20 protein-coding genes are annotated in these 22,250 nt (G+C 69.3%); 5 read left to right on the top strand and 15 right to left on the bottom strand.

Annotated elements, in window-relative coordinates:
* Positions 1 to 115: 115 nt before the first annotated feature.
* Positions 116 to 943, bottom strand: a complete 828-nt coding sequence (locus QSK25_RS41625; RefSeq protein WP_502881952.1) for an SAM-dependent methyltransferase — start codon at positions 941 to 943, stop codon at positions 116 to 118.
* Positions 944 to 1,115: 172 nt separating this feature from the next.
* On the opposite strand from QSK25_RS41625, the gene QSK25_RS41620 reads away from it, so the two are divergent.
* The 3 genes from QSK25_RS41620 (at position 1,116) to QSK25_RS41610 (ending at position 3,842) form a co-directional block, all read left to right on the top strand.
* Positions 1,116 to 2,438, top strand: a complete 1,323-nt coding sequence (locus QSK25_RS41620) for a cytochrome P450 (RefSeq protein WP_285646838.1) — start codon at positions 1,116 to 1,118, stop codon at positions 2,436 to 2,438.
* 74 nt (positions 2,439 to 2,512) lie between these two features.
* Positions 2,513 to 3,505 carry an alpha/beta hydrolase gene (locus QSK25_RS41615; RefSeq protein ID WP_285646836.1) on the top strand — a complete coding sequence of 331 codons (993 nt, stop codon included), beginning with the start codon at positions 2,513 to 2,515 and terminating at the stop codon, positions 3,503 to 3,505.
* Positions 3,506 to 3,518: 13 nt separating this feature from the next.
* Positions 3,519 to 3,842, top strand: coding sequence for an MGMT family protein (locus QSK25_RS41610; RefSeq protein WP_285646835.1), 324 nt, complete (start codon positions 3,519 to 3,521; stop codon positions 3,840 to 3,842).
* Positions 3,843 to 3,943: 101 nt separating this feature from the next.
* Here the strand turns inward: QSK25_RS41610 and QSK25_RS41605 are convergent, their stop codons facing one another.
* From QSK25_RS41605 to QSK25_RS41555, 11 genes are all read right to left on the bottom strand, one after another.
* Complete coding sequence (locus QSK25_RS41605) at positions 3,944 to 4,585, bottom strand: sirohydrochlorin chelatase (RefSeq protein ID WP_285646833.1); 642 nt, start codon at positions 4,583 to 4,585, stop codon at positions 3,944 to 3,946.
* Entirely contained in the window at positions 4,582 to 5,679 is a 1,098-nt protein-coding gene (locus QSK25_RS41600; RefSeq protein ID WP_285646831.1) for a uroporphyrinogen-III synthase, read from the bottom strand. The genes QSK25_RS41605 and QSK25_RS41600 overlap by 4 nt, the downstream gene beginning before the upstream one ends.
* Complete coding sequence (nirD, locus tag QSK25_RS41595; RefSeq protein WP_285646830.1) at positions 5,676 to 5,987, bottom strand: nitrite reductase small subunit NirD; 312 nt, start codon at positions 5,985 to 5,987, stop codon at positions 5,676 to 5,678. Before nirD ends, QSK25_RS41600 begins: the two co-directional genes overlap by 4 nt.
* Positions 5,984 to 8,440 (bottom strand): nitrite reductase large subunit NirB, encoded by a 2,457-nt coding sequence (gene nirB, locus QSK25_RS41590; RefSeq protein ID WP_285646829.1) that lies wholly within the window; start codon positions 8,438 to 8,440, stop codon positions 5,984 to 5,986. The genes nirD and nirB overlap by 4 nt, the downstream gene beginning before the upstream one ends.
* 89 nt (positions 8,441 to 8,529) lie before the next feature.
* Entirely contained in the window at positions 8,530 to 9,831 is a 1,302-nt protein-coding gene (locus tag QSK25_RS41585) for an MFS transporter (protein WP_285646828.1), read from the bottom strand.
* Positions 9,832 to 9,927: 96 nt separating this feature from the next.
* Positions 9,928 to 11,514 (bottom strand): FAD-dependent oxidoreductase, encoded by a 1,587-nt coding sequence (locus QSK25_RS41580; RefSeq protein ID WP_285646826.1) that lies wholly within the window; start codon positions 11,512 to 11,514, stop codon positions 9,928 to 9,930.
* Complete coding sequence (locus QSK25_RS41575; RefSeq protein ID WP_285646825.1) at positions 11,511 to 13,430, bottom strand: molybdopterin oxidoreductase family protein; 1,920 nt, start codon at positions 13,428 to 13,430, stop codon at positions 11,511 to 11,513. Before QSK25_RS41575 ends, QSK25_RS41580 begins: the two co-directional genes overlap by 4 nt.
* A 106-nt stretch (positions 13,431 to 13,536) precedes the next feature.
* Complete coding sequence (locus QSK25_RS41570; protein ID WP_285646824.1) at positions 13,537 to 14,334, bottom strand: TIGR02569 family protein; 798 nt, start codon at positions 14,332 to 14,334, stop codon at positions 13,537 to 13,539.
* 133 nt (positions 14,335 to 14,467) lie between these two features.
* Positions 14,468 to 15,640 carry an adenylyltransferase/sulfurtransferase MoeZ gene (moeZ, locus tag QSK25_RS41565; RefSeq protein WP_285646822.1) on the bottom strand — a complete coding sequence of 391 codons (1,173 nt, stop codon included), beginning with the start codon at positions 15,638 to 15,640 and terminating at the stop codon, positions 14,468 to 14,470.
* A gap of 79 nt (positions 15,641 to 15,719) precedes the next feature.
* Positions 15,720 to 16,685 (bottom strand): DUF3152 domain-containing protein, encoded by a 966-nt coding sequence (locus QSK25_RS41560; protein ID WP_285646820.1) that lies wholly within the window; start codon positions 16,683 to 16,685, stop codon positions 15,720 to 15,722.
* Positions 16,686 to 16,755: 70 nt separating this feature from the next.
* Positions 16,756 to 17,751: an alpha/beta fold hydrolase gene (locus tag QSK25_RS41555; protein ID WP_502881950.1), complete on the bottom strand. Its 996-nt coding sequence runs from the start codon at positions 17,749 to 17,751 to the stop codon at positions 16,756 to 16,758.
* 82 nt (positions 17,752 to 17,833) lie between these two features.
* Here QSK25_RS41555 and QSK25_RS41550 point away from each other — a divergent pair, with 82 nt between their 5' ends.
* Positions 17,834 to 18,463: a TetR/AcrR family transcriptional regulator gene (locus QSK25_RS41550; protein ID WP_285646816.1), complete on the top strand. Its 630-nt coding sequence runs from the start codon at positions 17,834 to 17,836 to the stop codon at positions 18,461 to 18,463.
* A gap of 36 nt (positions 18,464 to 18,499) precedes the next feature.
* Here QSK25_RS41550 and QSK25_RS41545 read toward each other — a convergent pair whose 3' ends face one another.
* Both QSK25_RS41545 and QSK25_RS41540 read right to left on the bottom strand, forming a co-directional pair.
* The gene (locus QSK25_RS41545) at positions 18,500 to 19,279 is read right to left on the bottom strand and encodes an alpha/beta fold hydrolase (RefSeq protein ID WP_285646815.1); all 780 of its coding nucleotides are present in this window, start codon (positions 19,277 to 19,279) and stop codon (positions 18,500 to 18,502) included.
* Complete coding sequence (locus QSK25_RS41540; protein WP_285646813.1) at positions 19,252 to 20,139, bottom strand: AurF N-oxygenase family protein; 888 nt, start codon at positions 20,137 to 20,139, stop codon at positions 19,252 to 19,254. The genes QSK25_RS41545 and QSK25_RS41540 overlap by 28 nt, the downstream gene beginning before the upstream one ends.
* Before the next feature lie 61 nt (positions 20,140 to 20,200).
* On the opposite strand from QSK25_RS41540, the gene QSK25_RS41535 reads away from it, so the two are divergent.
* The gene (locus QSK25_RS41535) at positions 20,201 to 20,884 is read left to right on the top strand and encodes a TetR/AcrR family transcriptional regulator (protein WP_285646811.1); all 684 of its coding nucleotides are present in this window, start codon (positions 20,201 to 20,203) and stop codon (positions 20,882 to 20,884) included.
* Between the two features lie 94 nt (positions 20,885 to 20,978).
* Here the strand turns inward: QSK25_RS41535 and QSK25_RS41530 are convergent, their stop codons facing one another.
* Positions 20,979 to 22,160: an RNA-guided endonuclease InsQ/TnpB family protein gene (locus tag QSK25_RS41530; RefSeq protein WP_285646809.1), complete on the bottom strand. Its 1,182-nt coding sequence runs from the start codon at positions 22,158 to 22,160 to the stop codon at positions 20,979 to 20,981.
* Positions 22,161 to 22,250 lie beyond the last annotated feature (90 nt).

Here is a 22,250-nt window from a genome sequence, read left to right as displayed (position 1 = left end):
TTGGTTTCGTCATTCCCGTTGCCCTGTATGGGTTGGAGAGTGTCCGGGAGTTTACCTACCGGCAGTCGGCGCCCATTGCGCCAACCGTGTGATCCTCCGACACTACAGCGTGGTTTCAGTCCTTACGACCGACCCCAGCGTACAAGAACATGTTCATCGACGCCTCGTCAGCGAAGTCGCCAGGCCCGTCGGGACGCCACTCGCCGCAGCCGACGAGACCGGGCTCCACCAGGGAAAACCCGTCGAACAACATGCTGACCTGCGCGTGCGTCCGCATGTGCATCCGGTCGGCCGACCTGCTCTGGTTCACGACCGCGGCGGCCTGGTCGACGTTCTCGTCGATCTGGTCCTTGGCGACGTGCGTCATCACGACGAAGCTGCCGGCGGGCAGGGCGTCGCGGTAGTGGGCGACGAGCTTCTCGGGGCCGTCCTCGTCGGGCACCCAGTGCAGCATGAGCAGCAGCAACAGCCCGACCGGTTCGTCGAGGCGGAGCAGCCTGCCCACCTCGGGACTGCCCAGCACGGCCTCCGGATCGCGCATGTCGGCCTGCACGACTGCAGCGTTTTCGTTGTCAGCCAACAACAACTGGCTGTGCGCGTAGGCGACCGGGTCCTTGTCGACGTAGACGACGCGCGCGTCCGGGTCCCGGTTCTGCGCGACCTCGTGCACGTTCGCGACGGTCGGGATGCCCGAGCCGATGTCGAGGAACTGCCGAATCCCTTGGTCCATCAGGAAGTTCACCGCCCGGCCGAGGAACCGGCGGTTGAGCCTGGCGACGTTCTGCAGTCCGGGGACCAGCTTCTCGATCTGGGACCCGACCTGCCGGTCGGCGGCGAAGTTGTGGGCGCCGCCGAGGATGTAGTCGTAGACGCGGGCCATGCTCGGGACGGTCGTGTCGATGCCTTGCGGAACCCAGTTCTGGGCCTCTGCCACGGGGAACACCTCTTCGGTTTCGTGGCTGTCCGGGGAAGACGCACGACTGTAGCCACCCGCGCGGCCCGTGCACTGAACCATCCGAGTGATGGTGGAACCACCCGATCAGGCACTGTCGTCCTCGTCCAAACGGCTCCTAGGGTGGTCCGTCCCCATTCGGCCCAACTCCGCAGGAGTCCGGATGCCAGTCCCGGTGGCTCCCCACCGCTGGCCGTTGCTCGGACACACCCCGGCGATGCTCGCCCGGCGCGCCAAGTTCACCGACGCGCTGCACGAACACGGTGACGTGGTGCGTCTCGACCTCGGCCCACTGCGCGCGCACTTCGTGACCAGCCCTGCGCTGACCCACGAAGTGCTTGTGTCGCAAGGATCGAAGTTTCGAAAAGGCGCCATGTTCGACAAGTTCCAGCCGTACCTGGGAACGGGTCTGCTGCTGTCGAACGGCGAACACCACCTGCGCCAGCGCCGGATGATGCAGCCGGCGTTCCATCGCGAACGGATTGAAGCGTATGCCTCGACAATGGCTCGTGCTGCTACTTCGCTGGCTGCGCGGTGGGAACCGGGCGAGATCCGCGTCATCGAGGACGACATGCAGGAGCTCGCGGTCACCGTCGTCGGCGAAACCCTCTTCTCCTCGGCGATCGGGCGCCACGCCGTCGAGGAGGTCCGCCGGTCCGTCTTCACGATCATCCAGCAGGGCATGATCAGGGCGCTGACCCCGACGTTCGTCGAGAAGCTCCCGCTCCCGGGCAACCGCGAGTTCGACGCGGCCATCGCCCGGATGAGATCCGTTGTGCTGCAGGTGATCGAGAGCTGGCGCGCCGACGCGACCGACCACGGCGACGTCCTCTCGATGATCCTGCTCGCCGAGGACGACGGCGCCCGCATGACGGACGACCAGGCCTACGACGAGGTCCTGACCCTGTTGACCGCGGGCATCGAGACCACGGCGATAGCCCTGGCCTGGGCGCTCTACGAGGTGTCGGTCAACCCGGACGTGGAACGCCGCCTGCACGCCGAACTCGACGAGGTGCTGGGCACCCGCCAGCCGACGTACGCAGACCTGACCTCCTTGCCCTACACCACTTCGGTGGTCCACGAAACGCTGCGCAAGTACCCGATCTGGTTCGTCATGCGCCGCACCCTCACCGAGGTGCGGCTGGGTGACGTCACCCTCCCCGAGGGCGCCGAGGTGATCATCAGCCCGCACGCCCTGCACCACGACGAGCGCTACTTCCCGCGCCCGGCCCTCTTCGACCCGGACCGCTGGACCCCGGCCTTCACCTCGTCGCTCCCCCGAGGCGCCTACGTCCCGTTCGGCGGCGGCACCCGCCAGTGCCTGGGCAACACCTTCGCCCGGACAGAACTGATCATCACCCTGGCCACCATCGCCTCGAGGTGGCGCCTGCTCCCCACCCGCCAGGCGAAGGTCAGGTTCACCTCGGCCCCGTACCCCACCGGCCTCCTGATGAAGGTCGTCCCCCGCACCAGACCGGCCTCGTGACGAAGGCCGTCCCCTCCGCACCAGACCGGCTTCTCGACGAGGCCGTTCCTCCACCCCAGTCTGGAAGGTCCCCCATGCGTTTCCGCAGGCTCTGCGCCACCGCGCTGCTCGCCGCCGGAACTCTGTTAGCCCCCACCACCCCGGCCACGGCCGCCACCACGTGCCAGGAGGTCACCTACCCGGTCCGGGTGGGCCTGACCCCGCTGATCACCAGCCAGGAAACCATCGCGGGCACCCTCTGCACCCCCGCGGGCGCGACCACGGTCCAGGTCCTGATCCCCGGCGGCACCTACGACCGCACCTACTGGAACGTGGGCTTCGAGCCCCAGACCCACTCCTACACCCAGTCTCAGAACAGGGCGGGCTTCGCCACCCTCGCACTGGACCGCCTGGGCACCGGCAAGAGCTCGAAGCCCCTCAGCGCCCTGGTCACCGCCTCCACCCAGGCGAGCGCGGCCCATCAGGTGATCTCCACCCTGAAGCCCCGCTTCTCCAAGGTCATCATCGCGGGCCACTCCATCGGCTCGGCGATGGCGATGATCGAGGCAGGCACCCACCAGGACGTGGACGGCGTCCTCGTCACAGGCTTCACGCACAAGATGAACTACATCACCGTCGTCCCAGTGCTGGCCGGCATGATCCCGGCGGGCCTGGACCTCGGCTACCTCACCACGGCCCCCAACACCCGCTACGGCGCGTTCCACAAACCGGGCCCGCTGATCGAGGGCGCGATCAACTTCGACGAGAGCACCAAAACCGTCTTCGCCGCAACGGAAGCCGTCGACACGATCCTCCTCAACACGGTGATCATCCCGATCAGCCGTCGGATCACCGTCCCGGTCTTCCTGGTGGTGGGCGACGACACCCACTTCTGCAGCGCGGGGGTCCCCCTGATGGGCAGCGACTGCTCCTCCGCCGCAGCCCTCGAAGCAGACGAGGCACCGTTCTTCCCCGCCGCCCCACGCCTCGACACGTTCGTCCTCAACGGCTACGGCCACTCCATCAACTACGCCCCGAACGCCCCCGACTACCACCAGGCAGTAGCCGACTGGGCGAGGACCATCTAGCTAGACTCACGGCATGGACGAAGAGATCCACGAGCGAGTCCGCGACCTGATCAAAGCCATTCCCCGCGGACGCGTGGCCACCTACGGTGACATCTCAGATCTCGCGAAGGCCCCGTCCCCCCGCCTGGTGGGCCGCATCCTGAACGAGGACGGCCACGACCTCCCGTGGCAACGAGTCCTGAAGGCCGACGGCACCTGCGCCCCGCACCTGCGCGAGACGCAACTCCAGCTCCTGCACGAGGAGGGCGTGCCGAACCTGGACGGCAAGGTCAACCTCCGCGAGTACCGCTGGGAGAAGGCCCGCAAGGAAGACGCAGAGCCCACCGGCCTCTGGTAGCAGGCTGACGCAGGGGTCCCCTTGACGCAGGGATCCCCCGCGACCCAACGTACTCGCGGGGTCTGACACTCCAGGACGATCGCCGGCACGAGCCAGGGTTGTCAGACCACTCGTGCCAGACGGGACGCGACCGCCGACCGGTACCTCCGCACCAACGCCGCGACCACCAGAGGATGGTCTCCGACGGGCGCCGAGACCACGTCCGCCCCGCTCGCGACCAGCGCCGAGTGGAACACCCCTGGCGCCAGCAACCACGATGCGACGACCACCCGTCCACGCAGCCCCGCCACCACGTCGGCGATCCGGGGCGAAGCGGTGGACACGTACCCCACCGCGCTGGCCCCGACCGCCTCCGCCGCCACCCGCACGGTCTCCAAGGCCCACGCGTCCGAGGAACCGGCCGCCCCCAGCACCACCGCGTCCCCTGGCCGAACCCCGGCCTCCACCAACCGATCCCGCACGGCCGGCACCGCGTCGAGCCCCAGCGGCGGAGTCACCAGCACGCCCGGTCGTCCACCGATCTGCTCCGGGATGTCCACCCGAACGTGATACCCGGCCGCCAGGAACACCGGCACCACAACGCAAGGTGAGTCCACAACGGACCGGACGGACGGCTCGAGCACATCCGCATAAGCAACGACCACGGGCACATCAACGGACGCCTGAACCCGATCAGCGATGGCAGCACAAACCGCAAGCCCACGAGCATCCCGAGTGCCGTGGAACGCCAGCACCAGTTTCATACGGGCTCCATGGCGAGTCGATACCCCCGCTTGACCACCGTGCACACCATCTGCGGCGCCCCCAGGGCAGTCCGCAGCCGCCCCACAGCGGTCTCCACCGCGTGCTCCTCCCCACCGGACGGCAGGGCAGCCAGCAACTCCTGCCGGGAAACCACCCGCCCCCGAGCAGCCACCAACGTCCGCAACACGGCCATGGGCGCAGGAGCAACGGGCCGCAGCTCCCCGTCGACCACCACGGCCTGCGCCCGCATCTCCATGTCCCGCGAGGCGATCCGCAACCGCAACGCCCGGGAAGGCAGCTCCACGGCCAACTCCCGCACCATCGACCCGATCCGGGACCGGGCGGGCTGCACGACAGGAATCCCGGCAGCGACCAACGGCCCCGCGGTGATCGCACCCACCCCCACCACCAGGACATCCCGCCGCAACCGCGAAACCAACGCCGGAACATCAGGCGCGGAACGCAACACCGATGCAGCAGCGGGCGCCGAGGTGAACGTCAGAGCATCCACCGACCCGGCCACCACAGCGTCGATCAACCGCAACAGGGGCCCGGTGTCAGCCGGCGGCTCCCACCGGTAAACGGGAATCTCGACCACATCGGCCCCGGCGGCGACCAACGACCCGACGAAGTCCGGCAACGGCTCCCCGTGCAGCTGAACGGCGATCCGCTTCCCGGCGACCCCGAGACGCAACAGGTACTGCAACAACTCGGCGTTGGACTCGGACGTCGGCGACCACGTCTCGACCAGCCCAGCCGCTCGCACGGCCCCTTTCGCCTTGGGCCCGCGAGGCAGCACCACGGCCCCTTCCAACGCCCGGTGCAAGCGAGCCGCGAGCCCCCACCCCTCCGCGGCCTCGAACCAGCCGCGGAACCCGATGGCGGTGGTGGCCACCACGACGTCGACGGGCGACGACACGAGTTCCAAAGTCGCCGCATGAAGTGTCGCGTCATCCGGCAGAGGCACGATCCGCAACGCGGGCCCGTGCATCACCGAGGCACCCTTGCGCTCCAGCAAAGCGATCAGCTCGTCGGCACGGCGAGCCGCGGTGACGCCGATCGTGAACCCCGCCAACGGCAGCGGCGCGGTCACGTCAGCTCCACGACACCGTCACGCACGCGCACCCCGTGCACGGCAACGGAAACCGAGGGAGAGTCCAGGCACTTGCCGGTGGCCAGCGAGAAGGCCTGCTTGTAGACCGGTGACACCACGACGGGTTCGCCGCCCCGGTCGCCGACGATCCCGCGCGACAGGACGGCCGCCCCGCTGAACGGGTCGATGTTGTCCAGGGCGTGCACCGAGCCGTCCGCGGTCAGGAACACCGCCACCTGCGATCCGTCCGGCAGCAGGGCGGCGACCCCCTGCTCCGGACGCAGAGCCTCAACGCCACAGACGATCACCTGACGACCTCCGGAATCCCCAGGGACACGGGGACGCGCTGTCCCCGCTCCGCGCGGAACGAGATGGTGGGGTCGGGAACGCCGGGGGCGTTCACGAACGACGTGAACCTGGCCAGCTTCTCCGGGTCCTCCAGCACACCGCGCCACTCGTCGGCGTAGTCGTCGACGTGCGAGGCCATCGCGGCCTCCAACTCGGCGCAGATGCCGAGCTTGTCGTCGACGACCACCTCACGCAGGTGGTCGAGGCCTCCGTCGAGGCCTTCCAGCCACACCGAGGTGCGCTGCAGCCGGTCGGCCGTGCGGATGTAGAACATCAGGAACCGGTCGATGATCTGGATCAGCGACGCCGTGTCCACATCGGACACCAGCAGGTCGGCGTGCCGGGGCGTGAAGCCGCCGTTGCCGCCCACGTAGAGGTTCCAGCCGTTCTCGGTGGCGATCACGCCGAAGTCCTTGGACCGCGCCTCGGCGCACTCACGCGCACAGCCCGACACCGCGGACTTGAGCTTGTGCGGCGACCGCAACCCGCGGTAGCGCAGTTCCAGCTCGATCGCGAGCCCGACGGAGTCCTGCACCCCGTAACGGCACCAGGTCGTCCCGACGCAGGACTTCACCGTGCGCAACGACTTGCCGTAGGCGTGCCCGGACTCGAAGCCCGCGTCCACCAACCGGCGCCAGATCAACGGCAACTGGTCCACGGTCGCCCCGAACAGGTCGATCCGCTGCCCGCCGGTGATCTTCGTGTAGAGCCCGAAGTCGCGGGCCACCTCGCCGATGACGATCAGCTTCTCCGGCGTGATCTCCCCGCCGGGGATCCGCGGCACGACCGAGTACGTCCCGTTGCGCTGCATGTTCGCCAGGAACCGGTCGTTGGTGTCCTGCAACGAGACCTGCGAGGCACCGAGGATGTGCCCGTTCCCCAGAGAGGCCAGGATCGACGCCACGGCGGGCTTGCAGATGTCGCACCCGCGCCCGGTGCCGTGCCGCGCGACGAGTTCGGAGAACGTGGAGATCCGGGTGGCCCGCACGATCTCGAACAGTTCGGCCCGCGAGTGCGTGAAGTGCTCGCACAACGCCTTGGACTGCTCGACACCGCACTCGGTCAGCAGCTTCTTCAGCATCGGCACGCACGAACCGCACCCGGTACCGGCCTTGGTGCACGCCTTCAGCTCGGCCACGTCACAGGCCACGCCGGACACGATCGCGTCCGTGATCGTCTGCTTGGTCACCGCCAGGCACGAGCAGACCTGCGCGTCAGCGGGCATCTCGACGTCGACGGCTCCCCCCGGCTGCAACAGCGCGGCAGGAACCTCCTTGCCCACCAACGGTCGCAGCGACAGGTAGGAGGAGGCGTCGCCGACGAGCACGCCACCCAGCAACGTCCGGGCGTCGTCGGACACCACGAGCTTGCTGTAGGTGCCGGCCACGGCGTTGTTCACGACGACCTCGAGCGCGCCCTCGGTGGCGGCGTGCGCGTCGCCGAACGAAGCCACGTCCACGCCGAGCAGCTTCAGCTTCGTGGAGACGTCCGCGCCCGGGAACGTCCGCGCACCACCGGAAAGCTGGTCCGCGACGACCTCGGCCATCGAGTAGCCGGGCGCCACGAGCCCGTACGTCACACCTTCGACGGCGGCGCACTCGCCGATGGCGAACACGGAGGGATCGGCCGTCCGGCAGGCCGCGTCGACCAGGTACCCACCGCGCGGCCCCAGTTCCAGCCCCAGGTCGAGGTCGGTCCGCGGCCGGATGCCGGCGCTGAACACCACGACGTCGAGGTCCAGCTCCAGCCCGGAGGCGAGCTTCGCGATCAACCGCGACCCGTCCCGTTCGATCGAGGAGGCCGAGGTCCCGGTGTGCACGGTCAGGTCGAGCTTCTCGACCAGCCGCTTCAGCAACGACGCACCGCCGTCGTCGACCTGGATCGGCATCAGCCGCGGCGCCAGCTCCACGACGTGCGGCGACACCCCCATGCCCCGCAACGCGTTGGCGGCCTCCAGCCCGAGCAACCCGCCACCCAGCACCATCCCGGACTTCCGGCCGGGCCGGGACGCGGCCTCGACGGTCGCGCGGATCGCGTCCAGGTCGTCGATGGTCCGGTAGACGTGGCAGCCGGGCAGGTCGCGGCCGGGCACCGGCGGCACAAATGGCACCGAACCCGTGGCCAGCACCAGAGCGTCGTACGAAACCTCGACACCGGAGGCTCCGACGACCACGCGCCGTTCCCGGTCCACCGACACGACCTTCTCGCCGAGCCGCAGCTCGCAGCCGGTCAGCGCGGGCAGTTCCAGCCCCGTCGAGCTCCAGCTGTCCACATAGGACGACAGCGCCACCCGGTCGTACGCGGGGCGGGATTCCTCGCCGAACACGACGATCCGCCACGCGGAGTCGCGCAGGAGGTCGACGAGCCGGTGGCCCACCATGCCGTGGCCGATCACGACCAGCGTTCGAGTCATCGCAAGTCCCTCCTCCCGCCCCGGCATCGTCACCGGGCCGTGTGTCATCCCCAGGTCTGCTGTGTGTCGGCCCGGTAAAGCGGCCGCGGTCACACGCCCGCGTGGGCGAGCGACGGACGCGCCGCGAAGACGGTGCGGCGCAGGTAGAACCACCAGGTCGTGGCGAGGCAGAGGCCGTAGAAGACGAGGATCGCGGTGAGCGCGGGCGTCAGCGTCTTCGAGCCCTCCAGCGAGAACTTGAAGACGAGGTTCACCAGCACACCGCCGGCCGCGCCGATCGCACCCGCGATGCCGACCACCGCGGCGGCCTGGCGCTTCGCGGACTTGTCGCAGTCCGACTGGGTGCGGAAGATCGCCGGGATCATCCGGTACGTCGACCCGTTGCCGACGCCCGCCAGCACGAACAACGCGATGAACGAGCCGAAGAACAGCGCGAAGTTCTTCGTGTCGACGCTCAGGATCACGCCGACGGTGCCCAGCGCGAGGCCGACGAACGTCCCCAGCGTCACCTTGGCACCGCCGATCCGGTCCGCGAGCCACCCGCCCAGCGGCCGGGCCACCGACCCGATCAACGCCCCGAGGAACGCGAGCGCCACCCAGCCCTTGTGGTCGGCGAACGACAGCTTGATCAGCGACGGGAACGCGAACGAGAACCCGATGAACGACCCGAACGTGCCGATGTACAGGAACGACATCACCCACGTGTGCTGGTTCGACAGCGCGAGCTTGTACGACTGCCCGTCCGGCTTGGCCTGCGTCAGGCTGTCCATGAAGAACCACGCGCAGGCCGTCGCCACGACGATGAACGGCATCCAGATCAACGCCGCGTAGGCGAGGTTGACGCCGGTGCCGATGGTGATCACGATCGGCACGAGCAGCTGCGTGATCGCGACGCCGAGGTTGCCGCCGGCCGCGTTCAAGCCGAGCGCCAGCCCCTTCTTGCCCTCGGGGTAGAAGAACGAGATGTTCGCCATCGACGACGAGAAGTTGCCGCCGCCGAGCCCCATCGCGGCCGACGTGAGCAGGAAGAACCAGTAGGGCGTGCCCGGCGTGCTGACCGCGTGGGCGAGCATCGCGCACGGGATGAGCAGCAGCCCGGCGCTGATCGTCGTCCACGCCCTCCCGCCGAACCTCGGCACCGCGAACGTGTACGGCACCCGCAGCGCCGCACCGACCAGGTTCGGCACGATCAGCAACCAGAACTGCTGGCCCACGCTGAAGTCGAAGCCGACGGAGCCGAGGCTCACCACCACGATGCTCATCAGCACCCACACGCTGAACCCGAGGTTCTCCGCGAGGATCGAGAACGCCAGGTTCTTGCGGGCGATCCGCTTGCCCCTGCTCTCCCAGAACTCGGGCTTCTCCGGCTCCCAGTGGTCGATCCAGCTCATTGAAGTCCTCCGCGGGTCGGCGTTGCCGGGAAACCTAAGAACCGCGCGTTACCAGGGCGTTCTGGCCGATGACGGCGACGGCAACTCCGCCGCACATCACGCCGGGGCCGGCTGTGAGGCGCCGAGCCAGTCGAGCAGCCCGCACACCGCGTCCTTGCAGCCACCGCACCCCGTCGTGGCCCGCGTGGCCTCCGCGAGCTGCGGCAACGTCTCCGCCCCCGCCCGCCAGGCCGACACGATCTGTCCTTTGGAGACGGTGTTGCAGCGGCAGATCACCGCGCTGGACGGCAGGTCGGCGGGAGACGCGGCCTCGGCCGGCAACGCCCGTCCGAGCAGCAACGCGAGCCGGTCCGTCGGCGCCGGGATGCCCCGGTCGTAGAGCTGCGTGATCGTGGCGGCCGCGTCCGGCGCGCCGAGCACGATCGCGCCCGTCACCCGGTCGTCGCGCAGCACGAGCTTGGCGTACCGGCCGCGCGAGGGTTCCTGGAAGCACAGGACTTCCGAGTCGGGGCAGTCGACGTCGGTGTGCACGTCCCCCAACGCCGCGAGGTCCACGTCGCGTGCCTTGAGTCTGGTGACGACGGAGGTGCCGCTGTATCGGGCGGCCGGGTTCGCGCCGGTCAGGCGGTCGGCGAGCACCGCGGCCTGGTCCCACGCGGGCTGCACCAGCCCCGACACGGTGCCGGGGTGCTGGGCGCAGTCGCCGATCGCGTGGATGCGCGGGTCGCTGGTCCTGAGTGCGTCGTCGACGACGATGCCGCGGTCGACGGTCAGACCTGCCTGCACCGCCAGGGACGTCTCGGCGCGCACGCCCGCGGACACCACGACGAGCTCGGCGGGGACGTGGGTGCCGTCGTCGAGGACGAGGCCGTCGCCGGGGAGGTACTTGGCGGCGAAGGCGTTCAGGCGGAACTCGATGCCGAGCTTGCCCAGCGTGCGGGCGAGGACGCCGCCGGCGCCGGGGTCGAGCTGGCGTTCCATGAGGTGGCCGACGGGGTGCACGACGGTGACGAGGCAGCCGCGGCCGGCCAGGCCCCGAGCGGCCTCGATGCCGAGCAGCCCGCCGCCGAGGACGACGACGGGTGCGCCCTTGGCGGCGGCGTTCGCGATCTGGGCGCAGTCGTCGAGGGTGCGGAAGGCGACGACTCCGGGGGCGAGCTTGCCGTCCTCGAGGAGGCCCTCGGCCGGTGGGACCCAGGGGACGCTGCCGGTCGCGAGGACGAGGGCGTCGTAAGGGATGGTCTCGACGGACTCGGCCCCACCGGGCTCGGCGGAGGCTGGGGCCGGGGAAGCGGCTGGGGCAGGGGCAGGGGATGAGCCGGTGGCGGAAGCCGGGCCGGAGGCGGTGGCGGAAGCCGGAGCTGAGGCGGTGGCGGAAGCCGGAGCTGAGGCGGTGGCGGAAGCCGGAGTGATGGTCACCGTGCGCGAGGTGCGGTCTATCCCCACCACCTCGGTGCCCAGCCGCAGGTCGATGCCGTGCTCGGCCGCCCACCCCTCGTCGTGCAGCCGCGTCGACTCCGGCGTCATCGCCCCCGCGACCACCGTCGACAACAGCACCCGGTTGTAGGCGGCGTGCGGCTCCGCACCCACCACGGTCACCGACACGTCCGGGTCCCGGCGGCGCAGTTCGTCCGCCAACCGGGCGCCCGCCATGCCGTACCCGACGATCACGACTCGCCTCATGCCCGCTCCAATCGCACCGCGCACACCTTGAACTCGGGCATCCGGCTCGTGGGATCGAGCGCGGGGTTGGTGAGCAGGTTCGCCCGCCCGTCACCGGGGAAGTGGAACGGCAGGAACACCGCGTCGGCCCGCATGCTCGGCACGCAGCGCACGACCGCCGTCACCGTTCCCCGCCTGGACACGACGCGTGCCAGACCGTCCGGACTCAGCCCCGCGCGCGAGGCCGTGTCCGGGTGCATCTCCACGTACATCTCGGGAACGGCCTTCAGCAGCTCGTCGATCCGCCGCGTCTGCGCCCCCGACTGGTAGTGCTGCAACACGCGACCGGTGGTGGCCTGCAACGGGAAGTCGGCGTCCGGCGGTTCGGCCGGGCCGCGGTGGTCGACCGGGACGAACCGCGCCAGCCCGTCCTGATGTGCGAACCGGTCGAGGAACAGCCTCGGGGTGCCGGGGTGGTCGACCGAGGGCACCGGCCAGTGCAGCTGCTCGGTCTCCAGCCGCTCGTACGTCACGCCCGAGTAGTCGGAGAGGCCACCCGCCGACGCGCGCCGCAGTTCCTCGAAGACCTCCTGCGGCGCAACGGGAAACCCGTCCGGCACGCCGAGCCGGGACGCGAGCCCGTGCAGCAGCTCCAGGTCGCTGCGCACCCCGGGCGGCGGGTCGAGTGCCTTGCGGCGCCTGATGATCCGGCCCTCGAGGTTGGTCATCGTGCCGTCCTCCTCGGCCCACTGCGTCACCGGGAACACGACGTCGGCCATCGCCGCCGTCTCCGACAACACGAAGTCCGCCACCACCAACAGGTCCAGCGAACGCAACCGGTCGGCCACGCCGGACGCGCGCGGCGCCGACACCACCGGGTTGCTGCCGAACACCAGCATCGCCTTGATGTCCTCGGCGACCAGCAGTTCGTACGCGCTGCGGCCGGGGCCGGGCAGCCAGTCGACACCCCAGACGTCCATGACGTGCCGCCGCGCCACGGGATCGTCGATCTTGCGGTAGCCGGGCAGCTGGTCGGCCTTCTGCCCGTGCTCGCGGCCGCCCTGGCCGTTGCCCTGCCCGGTCAGGCAGCCGTAGCCGGAACCCACGCGGCCGGGAAGTCCCAGCGCCAGCGCCAGGTTGATCCACGCCGACACGGTGTCGGTGCCGGACGCGTGCTGCTCGGTGCCGCGCCCCGACAGGATGTAGGACCGCCCGGCCAGCATGTGCACGGCGGCGCGCTGGTCAGCGGCGGAGACACCGGTGACGCGTTCGGTCTGCTCCGGCCACCACGACGCCGCCACCCGCCACGCGTCGTCGAAACCCGTGGTGCGCGCGGAGATGTACTCCTTGTCGATCACGCCCTCGATGACGGCGGTGTGCAGCAGCCCCAGCGCCAGCGCCAGATCGGTGCCGGGCGCGGGCTGCAGGTGCAACGTCGCGCGCTCGGCCGTCGCGGTCCGGCGCGGGTCGATGACGATCAGCCGCGCGCCTTCGAGGTGCCGCAGGAACGGCGGCATCGTCTCGGCCGGGTTCGAGCCCGCGAGCAGCACGGTGTCCGCGGTGCGCAGGTCCGTCAACGGAAACGGCATCCCGCGGTCGAGCCCGAACGCCTTGTTGCCCGCGGCAGCGGCGGACGACATGCAGAACCGGCCGTTGTAGTCGATCTGCGAGGTCTTCAGCGCCACCCGAGCGAACTTGCCGAGCGCGTAAGCCTTTTCGTTCGTCAGCCCACCGCCGCCGAACACCGCGACCTCGTCGGGCTCGTAGAACCCGATCCGCGCCGCCACGTGGTCCAGCGCCTCGTCCCACGACACCGGCGCACCGTGCAGCAGCGGGGTGGTGAGCCGGCCGGGGTGGCGCAGCAGTTCCCCCGCCGTCCAGCCCTTCTGGCACAGCCCACCGGGACCAGGGGCCACCTGGCCGTCGATGACGCTCATGGAGCACTGCAGCGCGCAGTAAGGGCAATGGGTCACGCCTTCGAACGCTAAGAAGCGCTCGTTAACCCAAAGCGACGCAATGTTTCGTCAGTGGAAAATGGCCCGCTCACAGCAGTGCGGTGACGAAGTGAGCAGCTCGTTCCAAGCCCGCAAAGGACTGCGGCGTTGACAACGGGTGCAGCGCGTGCACGGCGAGCCGGAACATCGTCGCCCGCACCAGCACCTGTTCCCACTCGGCCTGGTGGCTCCACCGGTGGAACAGGCCGGTGTCCGCGCCACCCCAGGCCACGGCGTCCACGGCGATCACGGCCGCGGCCCACTCTGCGGGACGCCAGTACGCGGTGAAGTCGATGACGGCGGGCGGGGCGTTGCCCGCGAACAGCACGTTGCCGAACAGGTCCCCGTGCACGACCTGCGACTTGAGGTTGAGCGGCTTGCGCAGCTCCTTCAGCAGGTCGAACGTCCGCCCGCCGAGGTCGGCGTCGAGCGGCACGTCCTCCTCGCCCCACGCCTTGCGGTCGGCGACGGCGAACACGTCCGTGCGCGTGTCGAGGAACCGGGGCTTGGGCAGCTCCGCGGTGGCCTGGTGCAGGCGCTGGGCGACGGCGATGACCTCGTCGTGGCGTGGTTCGGCCCGCCCGGCCAGGAACTTGGTGGCGGACCAGCCGCCGACGACGTACCGGCCGTCGGTCGATCTCAGCGGGCGGCCGATGCGCAGGTGGTGGACGTCGAGACCGTCGAGGGTCTTCGCGATCCAGGTGGCCTCGGCGGGCTTGGGCGCGGGCCTGATGGTCGCGTCACCGCACCGCCAGGCCGGGCCGCCGTCGATGAGCTCGGGTTCGGCGTCACGTGCCCCGAACGCCGCACGCACGTGCGCTGGGGGCGGTTCGGGGGAGCGGGTCACGGTCGGGCACGCTACCTGCTTAGACCGTCCGGGTGGTGGAAGGCAGCACACCGTGAGTCGTGCCGCCACTCGAAAAGCCGAACGGCTGATGGGTGCGTTCGGGTGGCAAAGCACCCGAACGCACCCACGTGCCTTAGTACGTCGGCAGGCTCGGGTCGACCTCACGGGCCCACGCGAGCACGCCGCCACCGACGTGCACGGCGTCGGAGAAGCCCGCCTTGTGCAACGCCGCCAGGGCCTCCGCCGAGCGCGCACCGGACTTGCAGTGCAGCACCAGCGGCTTGTCCTGCGGGAGTTCCGAGAACGCCTCGCCGGACAGGATCTTGTCCTTGGGGATCAGCACGGAACCGGGGATCCGGACGATCTCGAACTCGTGCGGCTCGCGCACGTCCACCAGCAGGAAGTCCTCACCGGACTCCTGCTTGTGCTTGAGCTCGAGCGGCGTGATCGTGTTGCCCGCGGCCGCCTGCTGCGCGTCCGTGGACACGACCCCGCAGAACGCCTCGTAGTCGATCAGCTCGGTGATCTTCGGGGACTCCGGGTCCTTGCGGATCTTGATGGTCCGGTACGACATCTCCAGCGCGTCGTAGACCATCAGACGGCCCAGCAGCGGGTCGCCGATGCCGGTGAGCAGCTTGATCGCCTCGGTCACCATGATCGAACCGATCGACGCGCACAGCACGCCCAATACGCCGCCCTCGGCGCACGACGGGACCATGCCGGGAGGCGGCGGCTCCGGGTAGAGGTCGCGGTAGTTGAGGCCCTGGCCGTTCGGCGCGTCCTCCCAGAAGACGCTGACCTGGCCCTCGAACCGGAAGATCGAACCCCACACGTACGGCTTGCCCAGCAGCACCGCGGCGTCGTTCACCAGGTACCTGGTGGCGAAGTTGTCGGTGCCGTCGAGGATCAGGTCGTAGTCGCGGAAGATCTCCAGCGCGTTCTCGGAGTTGAGGTGCGTCTGGTGCAGGATCACCTTGACGAACGGGTTGATCTCGGCGACCGAGTCGCGCGCCGACTCCGCCTTCGGGCGGCCGACGTCGGACTGGCCGTGGATCACCTGGCGTTGCAGGTTCGACTCGTCCACGACGTCGAAGTCCACGACGCCGAGCGTGCCGACCCCGGCCGCGGCCAGGTACAGCAGTGCCGGGCTGCCCAGGCCGCCCGCGCCGACGACGAGCACCTTCGCGTTCTTCAGCCGCTTCTGCCCGTCCACCCCGACGTCCGGGATGATCAGGTGCCGGCTGTAGCGCGCGACTTCTTCCTTGGTCAGCTCCGCGGCTGGCTCAACGAGCGGCGGAAGCGCCATGCTGGTCCTCCTCGACGAATGTCTCCGTGTCCGAGACAACGTCTACCCTGCCTCGACTCTTCCCCGTTGGAAAGCTGTCTCAGCCTGCGGGAAAGGCGTTCGTCTTGCACACCTTGCCGTCGGCGGGCACGACGTCCTGGCCCGCGTTGAGCTGCGAGACGAAGTCGTTCGAGACGCCGAACGTCTGCTGCATCATCACGGGGGCCGGCGCGTCGTTCTCCTGGCAGGCCGCGTGGCCGTTGCCCAGGGCGTGCCCGACCTCGTGGTTGATCACGTACGTGCGGTATCCGGCCAGGTCGGGGCCGTAGACCATGGCGCCGCGGACCCAGCGGGCAACGTTGATGACCACGCGCTTCTGACCGGGGTTGTAGCAGGAGGTCTCGAACGGGATCTCCTTGCCGCACAGCGTGTGGGTGGTCTTCGTGGTGGTGAGCGTCACGGTGAAGTCGGGGTTCTGGTTCCCCTCGACCCGCTGCAACGCGACCTGCTTGGTGCCGATCCAGCTGCGCGGGTCGGACAGGATGCCGTCGATCGTGCGCGCGAACGCGGCCGCGTCGTCGTTGTAGTCCGCCGCGTTGACGCCGTCCTCGATGGCGATCGCGTACTTGCGGAACTTCTGCGCGCCCGCGTCACCGATCCGCTGGCCCGCGCCGGCGATGGCCTTGAACGTGCCGACGCCGTTCTCCGAGAACGCCGGACCGCCGGGGAGCTCGGCGGTCGGGATGTTGAGCACGGGCTTCTGTTTCTGCACCTCGGAGGCGGGGGCCTCGGGCGTGCTGACAGGCGTCTCGGCGGCGTTCGTGCCGCCGGTCTCACCGCCCGCACCCGTCTTGGGCTGGACGGTGTCGAGCACCACGAGCGCCGTCAGCACCAGCAGCACCGGGATCGCGTAGATCCGCCAGCCGTAGTTGGAGACGAGCTTCTTCATCCCGCTCTTCTTGCGGGGGCGTCGCATGGCCTGGGTCGCGTCCGGTTCCCAGGCGGCCGCGAGTGGTTCCGCGCTGGTCCGCCGCTCGCCGCGGCGGTAGCGGTCGGAGGGCGGCACAGGACGTCCTCGCTCGGGGGCGCGATTCACGTCGTCCAGGGTCCCACATCCCCCGTATGGCCGTCGTTCATCACCATGTGTGTCGGTCGACCGCCTCCCACATGCCCAGCACGGCCCTCGCCACGGTGGCGGGCCGCTCCATCTGGGCGACATGGCCGGTCTTGGGGAGCACGAGCAGTCGCCCCCTGGGCAGCAGCCGCGCGGTCCGCGGCCCCTTCTGCACGCTGACGAGCCGGTCGTTCTCCCCCCACAGCACCAGCGTCGGCGCCTTGACCAGCGGCAGCAGCCGCCACAGCGACTTCGGGCCGGGCGTGAGCCAGCTCTGCATCAGCCCGAACGTGCTGCGGTTGAGCGCCTGCCCCGCCCACCTCTGCCGGGCGCGCTCCTCGTTCTCCTTGATCGACTCCTCGATGCGGTGGTCCGGCACCACGCTCGGGTCGGCGAAGCACAGGGTCAGCATCTGCTTGGTGCGCTCGTGCGCGGTGAGCTTGGCGAGCTCCCGGCGGACCCTCGCCCCGACGACCGGCAGCACCGCGAGGGCCATCCGCGGGTCGGACATGCGGTCGAGCCGCGGCCTCAGGTCGGGCACCGCCGGCGAGACGAGCGTGAGCGTCCTCACCAGGTCGGGCCTGCTCGCGGCCACGATGACCGAGATCGCGCCGCCCATGGAGTTGCCGAACAGGTGCACCGGCTCGTCGAACGTCTCCAGGTACTTGACGACCGTCCGGGCGTGCGTGGCGAGGCTGAAGTCGTAGCCGGGGATCGGCTCGGACCTGCCGAACCCTGGCAGGTCGATCGAGTAGCCGCTGACGTGCTCCCGGAGCTGGGCCGCCAGGTCCGTCCAGTTCGTCGCCGACCCACCGAGCCCGTGGACGTAGACCGCTTTCGGCCCGTCTCCCGGTGTGACCCTGACGTGCACCTCGTGCCCGTCCACCTGGTGCAACTCACCAGGCCACGGCGTTTGCGACGTGTCCAGCGGAGGCAGCTCGACCGTGGACAACGGGGCAGGAATCAACGTGCTCACCAGACCAGGATGCGGGAAATCGGGCGCAGATGGTTCCCGCATGTGGGCTACCAGCGAGTAAGGTTGCGCTAGCCCCGGACAGGCAACCCCTCTCCGACGGCGCATCACTCGTGCTGGAGGCACCATGACGGAGACGGCGCAGAGCGCACCCGCAGGCAGGGGCGTTCGACTGCCGCGCACCGCCCGCCGCGCGCAACTGCTCGCGGCCGCGCAGGACGTGTTCGTCGCCAACGGCTACCACGCCGCGGCGATGGACGAGATCGCCGAGCGAGCAGGCGTGTCGAAGCCGGTGCTGTACCAACACTTCCCGGGCAAGCTCGAGCTCTACATGGCACTGCTCGAGTCCCATGTGGACGAGCTGGTCGGCCGGGTCCGCACCGCCATCGCCTCGTCGTCGGACAACAAGCTCCGCGTCCGCGCCGCCGTGGCCGCCTTCTACGACTTCGTCGACGGCGAGGGCCAGGCGTTCCGCATGGTGTTCGAGTCGGACCTGCGCTCCGAGCCGTCCGTGCAGTCGGCCGTGGAGCGCGCGACCACCGACTCCGTCGACGCGATCACCGAGACCATCACGGCCGACGCCGGGCTGGACGAGGAGCGCGCCCGGCTGCTGGCCGTCGGCCTGGTCGGGTTGTCGCAGGTCACCGCCCGGTCGTGGCTCGCGGACAACCGCCGGGTGCCCAAGGAGGACGCGGTGGCGTTGATCTCGAACCTGGCGTGGCGCGGCATCGGCGGCGGGTTCCCGCTCCAGCACTGACCGCACGAAAAAGGGCCCGCGAGTGCGGGCCCTTTCTCACATCAGCGCGGCTATTCGTCTCGCGACGTCCTCCGAGCGTTCCAGCGGCAGCATGTGCCCGGTCTTCGGGTAGATCACGAACTCGGCCGACGGCAACGCCTCCGCCAGCACCCGTGAGTGCCGGATCGGCGTCAGCACGTCCCACGACCCGGCCATGACCACCGTCGGGATGTCGGAGAGCACCTCCAAAGCCTCCCGCCGCTGGTGCAGCGTGAGCTCCTCCCGGATCCCGACGAACGCCTCCCCGGAGGTGTTCCCGGCCATCGCCGCGGCCGCCCGGACGTCCCGCCACGAGGGCCGCCGCCCGAACGTCACGCGCAACCCCGGCGCGATCAGCCGCCCGAACCCCACCTTCGGCCGGCCGGCCAGCCACCTCCCGGCCAGCTTCTCCACCGCGAGCTGCCGGGGCAGGTTCCCGCACGAGGTGGCGATCAACGCCACCCCGGACACCCGCGCGAACAGCTCGGGCCGCTGCTCGGCCAAGGCCATGATCGTCATGCCGCCGAGCGAGTGCCCGGCGAGCACGACCCGTCCGGTGGGAGCGCACTCCTCGATCACCGCGGCCAGGTCGTCGGCCAGGTCGGAGATGGTCCCGGAACCGGAGGACCCGCCGTGCCCGCGCACGTCGTAGCGCACCACCCGGCCAGGCAGTGCGGCGGCGACGCGGTCCCACGTGGTCAGGTCCATCGTCCAGCCGTGCAGCAGCACGGCGGTCACGTCGGAGGACGAAGGCCCCGACGTGACGACCTTCAGACGATCAAGAACGAGCGACGCCATGCGCGCATCCCCGGCTTCCCGACCAGTCCCGCCTCGTCCAGGAACGACATGATCCGCTCCCCCGACCACCGGATGGTCTCCTGGAAGCGGGGGTTGCCGAGCGCCTGCCGGTGCGCCTCGCGCACGTCCAGGCCGACGGCCGCGTACACGGCCGGGTTGATCAGCGTGCGCGTGATCATCATCGACACCGTCGCGATCAGCCACTTCTGGTACGGCTTCTCGAAGCCGCGCAACGACTCCATCCCGCGCGTGAGCTCCTCGCGGGCGAAGCGCACGTGGCGGGCCTCCTCGAGCACGTGGATGCGGTTGACCATGCGCACCAGGGGCTGCACGGTCTCGTCGTTCATGGCCTCGCGCTGCAGGCGGTCGAGGATCTCCTCGGCGACCAGGATCGAGCCGTACATGGCGGGCCCGTAGCCGATCGCGGGCAGCAGCTTGCCCAGCGTGTGCGTGCGCTTGACCGGACCGTACGGCGGGCAGCCGATGCGTTCGACCAGGCGCGCGAACATCGTCGAGTGCCGGCACTCGTCGGCCACCTCGGTGAGCGCGTACTGGGCGTGCCGCGAGGTCGGGTCGGTGTTGTAGACGACCTTCACCAGCATCTGCATGAGCAGCAGCTCGAACCACAGGCCGACGGACGCGATCGACGCCAGCTCGTGCTTGGACAGCTCGATGCGCTGCTCCTGCGAGAGCGTGTCGTAGAGAGGCGTGCCGTAGAGCGAGATGCGCTGTTCAGGGATGTAGAAGAGGCCGTCCACCAGAGGTGCGGACCAGTCGATGTCCACCTCGGGGTCGTAGAACTTCTCGGCGGACGACTTGAGCAGCCGTTCCGCGGTCTTCTCCCGATCGGCGACCCTCATCGATTGCCCTCCTCGGTAAGTGTTACTTGAGGTAACGGTTACTTCTGGTAGCGTGCGTCACATGGCACGCACTGTCAAGGGGCCGGACGCGCGACGTGAGCGGTGGAAGGGTCATCGCGAGCAGCGCAGGGCGGAGTTCGTGGAGGCCACGATCGCCGTCGTGGCCAAGAAGGGGCCGGACGTCGGCATGGAGGACGTGGCCGCGGAGGCCGGCGTCAGCAAACCCGTGCTGTACCGGCACTTCACCGACAAGTCCGACCTGTACCTGGCAGTGGGCCAGAAGGCCACCGAGGTCCTGATGGAACGGATGGGACCCGCGCTCGCCGCGGAGGGCTCGATCCGCGACCGCATCACCGGCATCGTCGACGCCTACCTGTCGGTCATCGAGGAGAACCCGAACCTCTACCGGTTCGTCGTGAAGGGCTCGTTCGCGGACCGCCCGGTCGAGAAGGACGTGGTGGCGGAGGACAAGAACCTCATCGCCGCGACGCTGGCCCGCATCCTCGGCGACTACCTGCGCGCGTTCGACATGGACTCCGGCGGCGCCGAGCCGTGGGCGCACGCGCTCGTCGGCATGGTGCAGAACGCCGGTGACTGGTGGCTCGAGCGCCAGACCATGTCCCGCGCGAACCTGAGCGACTACCTCGCCACGATCATCTGGCACGCCCTCGACGGACTGCTGCGGTCCGCAGGGGTCGAGATCGATCCCGCAACGCCACTCACCCCTCTGCGATTGGTGGACTGACGGCTGCTAGTCGATCTCCGATTGGTGGACTGTTGGCTTCCCCCCGCACGACGACGGAGACGTGTCGGGCTCACACCCGACGATTCCTGCTTCTTCACCCCGGGTAGGGAGGTTCCGACAGATGCCTCACCAGCTCACGCCGGTTCGGTCTCACACCGTCTCCACAGGCAGCAACCGCCAGCCCGGCGGCCAGGATGTTCTTCGCCGCGTTCACGTCACGGTCGTGGACGGCTCCGCACGGACACCGCCACTGCCGCACGTTCAACGAGAGCGTGTCTGCCAGATGTCCGCATTTCGAGCATGTCTTGCTCGAAGGCAGCCATCGGTCGACCACGATCAATTGGCGGCCGTACCAGGAGGATTTGTACTCCAGCATGCGACGCATCTGCGACCACGAAGCGTCGGCGATGGCACGCGCAAGCCAGCGGTTGCGCAGCATGCCTTTGACGTGCAGATCCTCGATCACGATCGTTTGATTCTCACGAACGAGCCGAGTCGTCAGCTTGTGCAGGTGGTCGCTGCGTCTGTCGGCGACGCGAGCGTGCACACGCGCGATCCTGCGTCGCACCTTTTCCCGATTGGCCGAGCCCTTCTGCTTCCTCGCCAGGAGACGTTGCGCCTTGGCGAGGCGCACCCGCTCTTTCGCTTCGTGCCGCGGGTTCGCGATTCTTTCGCCGGTCGAAAGCGTCATCAACGCCGTCACCCCAGCATCGACACCCACTGCGGACGAGACGGGGGCATGGTGATCCACGAAGGCGTCGACGCGCATCGACACGAACCAACGACCCGCATGGTCCCTGCTCACCGTGACCGTCGAGGGCGTCACACCAGCCGGCAGAGGACGGGACCACACGATCGCCAACGGCTCCGACATCTTGGCGAGGGTCAACCGACCGTCGCACCAGCGGAAGGCCGACCGCGTGTATTCCGCCGCCGCACGGGACTTCTTCTTCGACTTGAAGCGCGGATATCGTGCGCGCTTTGCGAAGAAGCTTGCGAACGCTCCGTGCAAGTTCCGCAAGGACTGTTGCAACGGGACGCTGGACACCTCACGCAGGAAGGCGAGGTCCTCCGACTTCTTCCAGGAACTCAGCATCGCCGACGTGTCGCCGTACGAGACGTTGCGTCGCTCGCCGCTCCACGCGGCAGCCCGAACCGCCAATGCCTTGTTGTAAACCAGACGCACGCACCCGAACGTGCGCGCGAGCTCCGCAGCCTGCGCATCCGTTGGGTAGAAGCGGTACTTGAACGCCCGTTTCGTCGACGACCTCCCCACAAGCCCATCCTTGCAGCGAACACCAGCTCAAGAACCGCAGGGTCGATCGAATCCTCACCTACTCGAAGAAAACCGCCGAATTGGAGTGGA

Origin of the sequence: Lentzea sp. NBRC 102530 (assembly GCF_030269365.1) — a bacterium.
GTDB lineage: Bacteria > Actinomycetota > Actinomycetes > Mycobacteriales > Pseudonocardiaceae > Lentzea.
The sequence above is the reverse complement of the archived record's forward strand: the minus strand, read 5'-3'. Positions and strand labels throughout refer to the sequence as shown.

Bases quoted from the DNA above. Each gene is read 5' to 3' on its own strand.
- QSK25_RS41620 (WP_285646838.1), top strand. From the start codon at position 1,116: ATGCCAGTCCCGGTGGCTCCCCACCGCTGGCCGTTGCTCGGACACACC.
- QSK25_RS41615 (WP_285646836.1), top strand. From the start codon at position 2,513: ATGCGTTTCCGCAGGCTCTGCGCCACCGCGCTGCTCGCCGCCGGAACT.
- QSK25_RS41610 (WP_285646835.1), top strand. From the start codon at position 3,519: ATGGACGAAGAGATCCACGAGCGAGTCCGCGACCTGATCAAAGCCATT.
- QSK25_RS41605 (WP_285646833.1), bottom strand. From the start codon at position 4,585: ATGAAACTGGTGCTGGCGTTCCACGGCACTCGGGATGCTCGTGGGCTT.
- nirB (WP_285646829.1), bottom strand. From the start codon at position 8,440: ATGACTCGAACGCTGGTCGTGATCGGCCACGGCATGGTGGGCCACCGG.
- QSK25_RS41585 (WP_285646828.1), bottom strand. From the start codon at position 9,831: ATGAGCTGGATCGACCACTGGGAGCCGGAGAAGCCCGAGTTCTGGGAG.
- QSK25_RS41580 (WP_285646826.1), bottom strand. From the start codon at position 11,514: ATGAGGCGAGTCGTGATCGTCGGGTACGGCATGGCGGGCGCCCGGTTG.
- QSK25_RS41575 (WP_285646825.1), bottom strand. From the start codon at position 13,430: ATGAGCGTCATCGACGGCCAGGTGGCCCCTGGTCCCGGTGGGCTGTGC.
- moeZ (WP_285646822.1), bottom strand. From the start codon at position 15,640: ATGGCGCTTCCGCCGCTCGTTGAGCCAGCCGCGGAGCTGACCAAGGAA.
- QSK25_RS41555 (WP_502881950.1), bottom strand. From the start codon at position 17,751: ATGCGGGAACCATCTGCGCCCGATTTCCCGCATCCTGGTCTGGTGAGC.
- QSK25_RS41550 (WP_285646816.1), top strand. From the start codon at position 17,834: ATGACGGAGACGGCGCAGAGCGCACCCGCAGGCAGGGGCGTTCGACTG.
- QSK25_RS41545 (WP_285646815.1), bottom strand. From the start codon at position 19,279: ATGGCGTCGCTCGTTCTTGATCGTCTGAAGGTCGTCACGTCGGGGCCT.
- QSK25_RS41540 (WP_285646813.1), bottom strand. From the start codon at position 20,139: ATGAGGGTCGCCGATCGGGAGAAGACCGCGGAACGGCTGCTCAAGTCG.
- QSK25_RS41535 (WP_285646811.1), top strand. From the start codon at position 20,201: ATGGCACGCACTGTCAAGGGGCCGGACGCGCGACGTGAGCGGTGGAAG.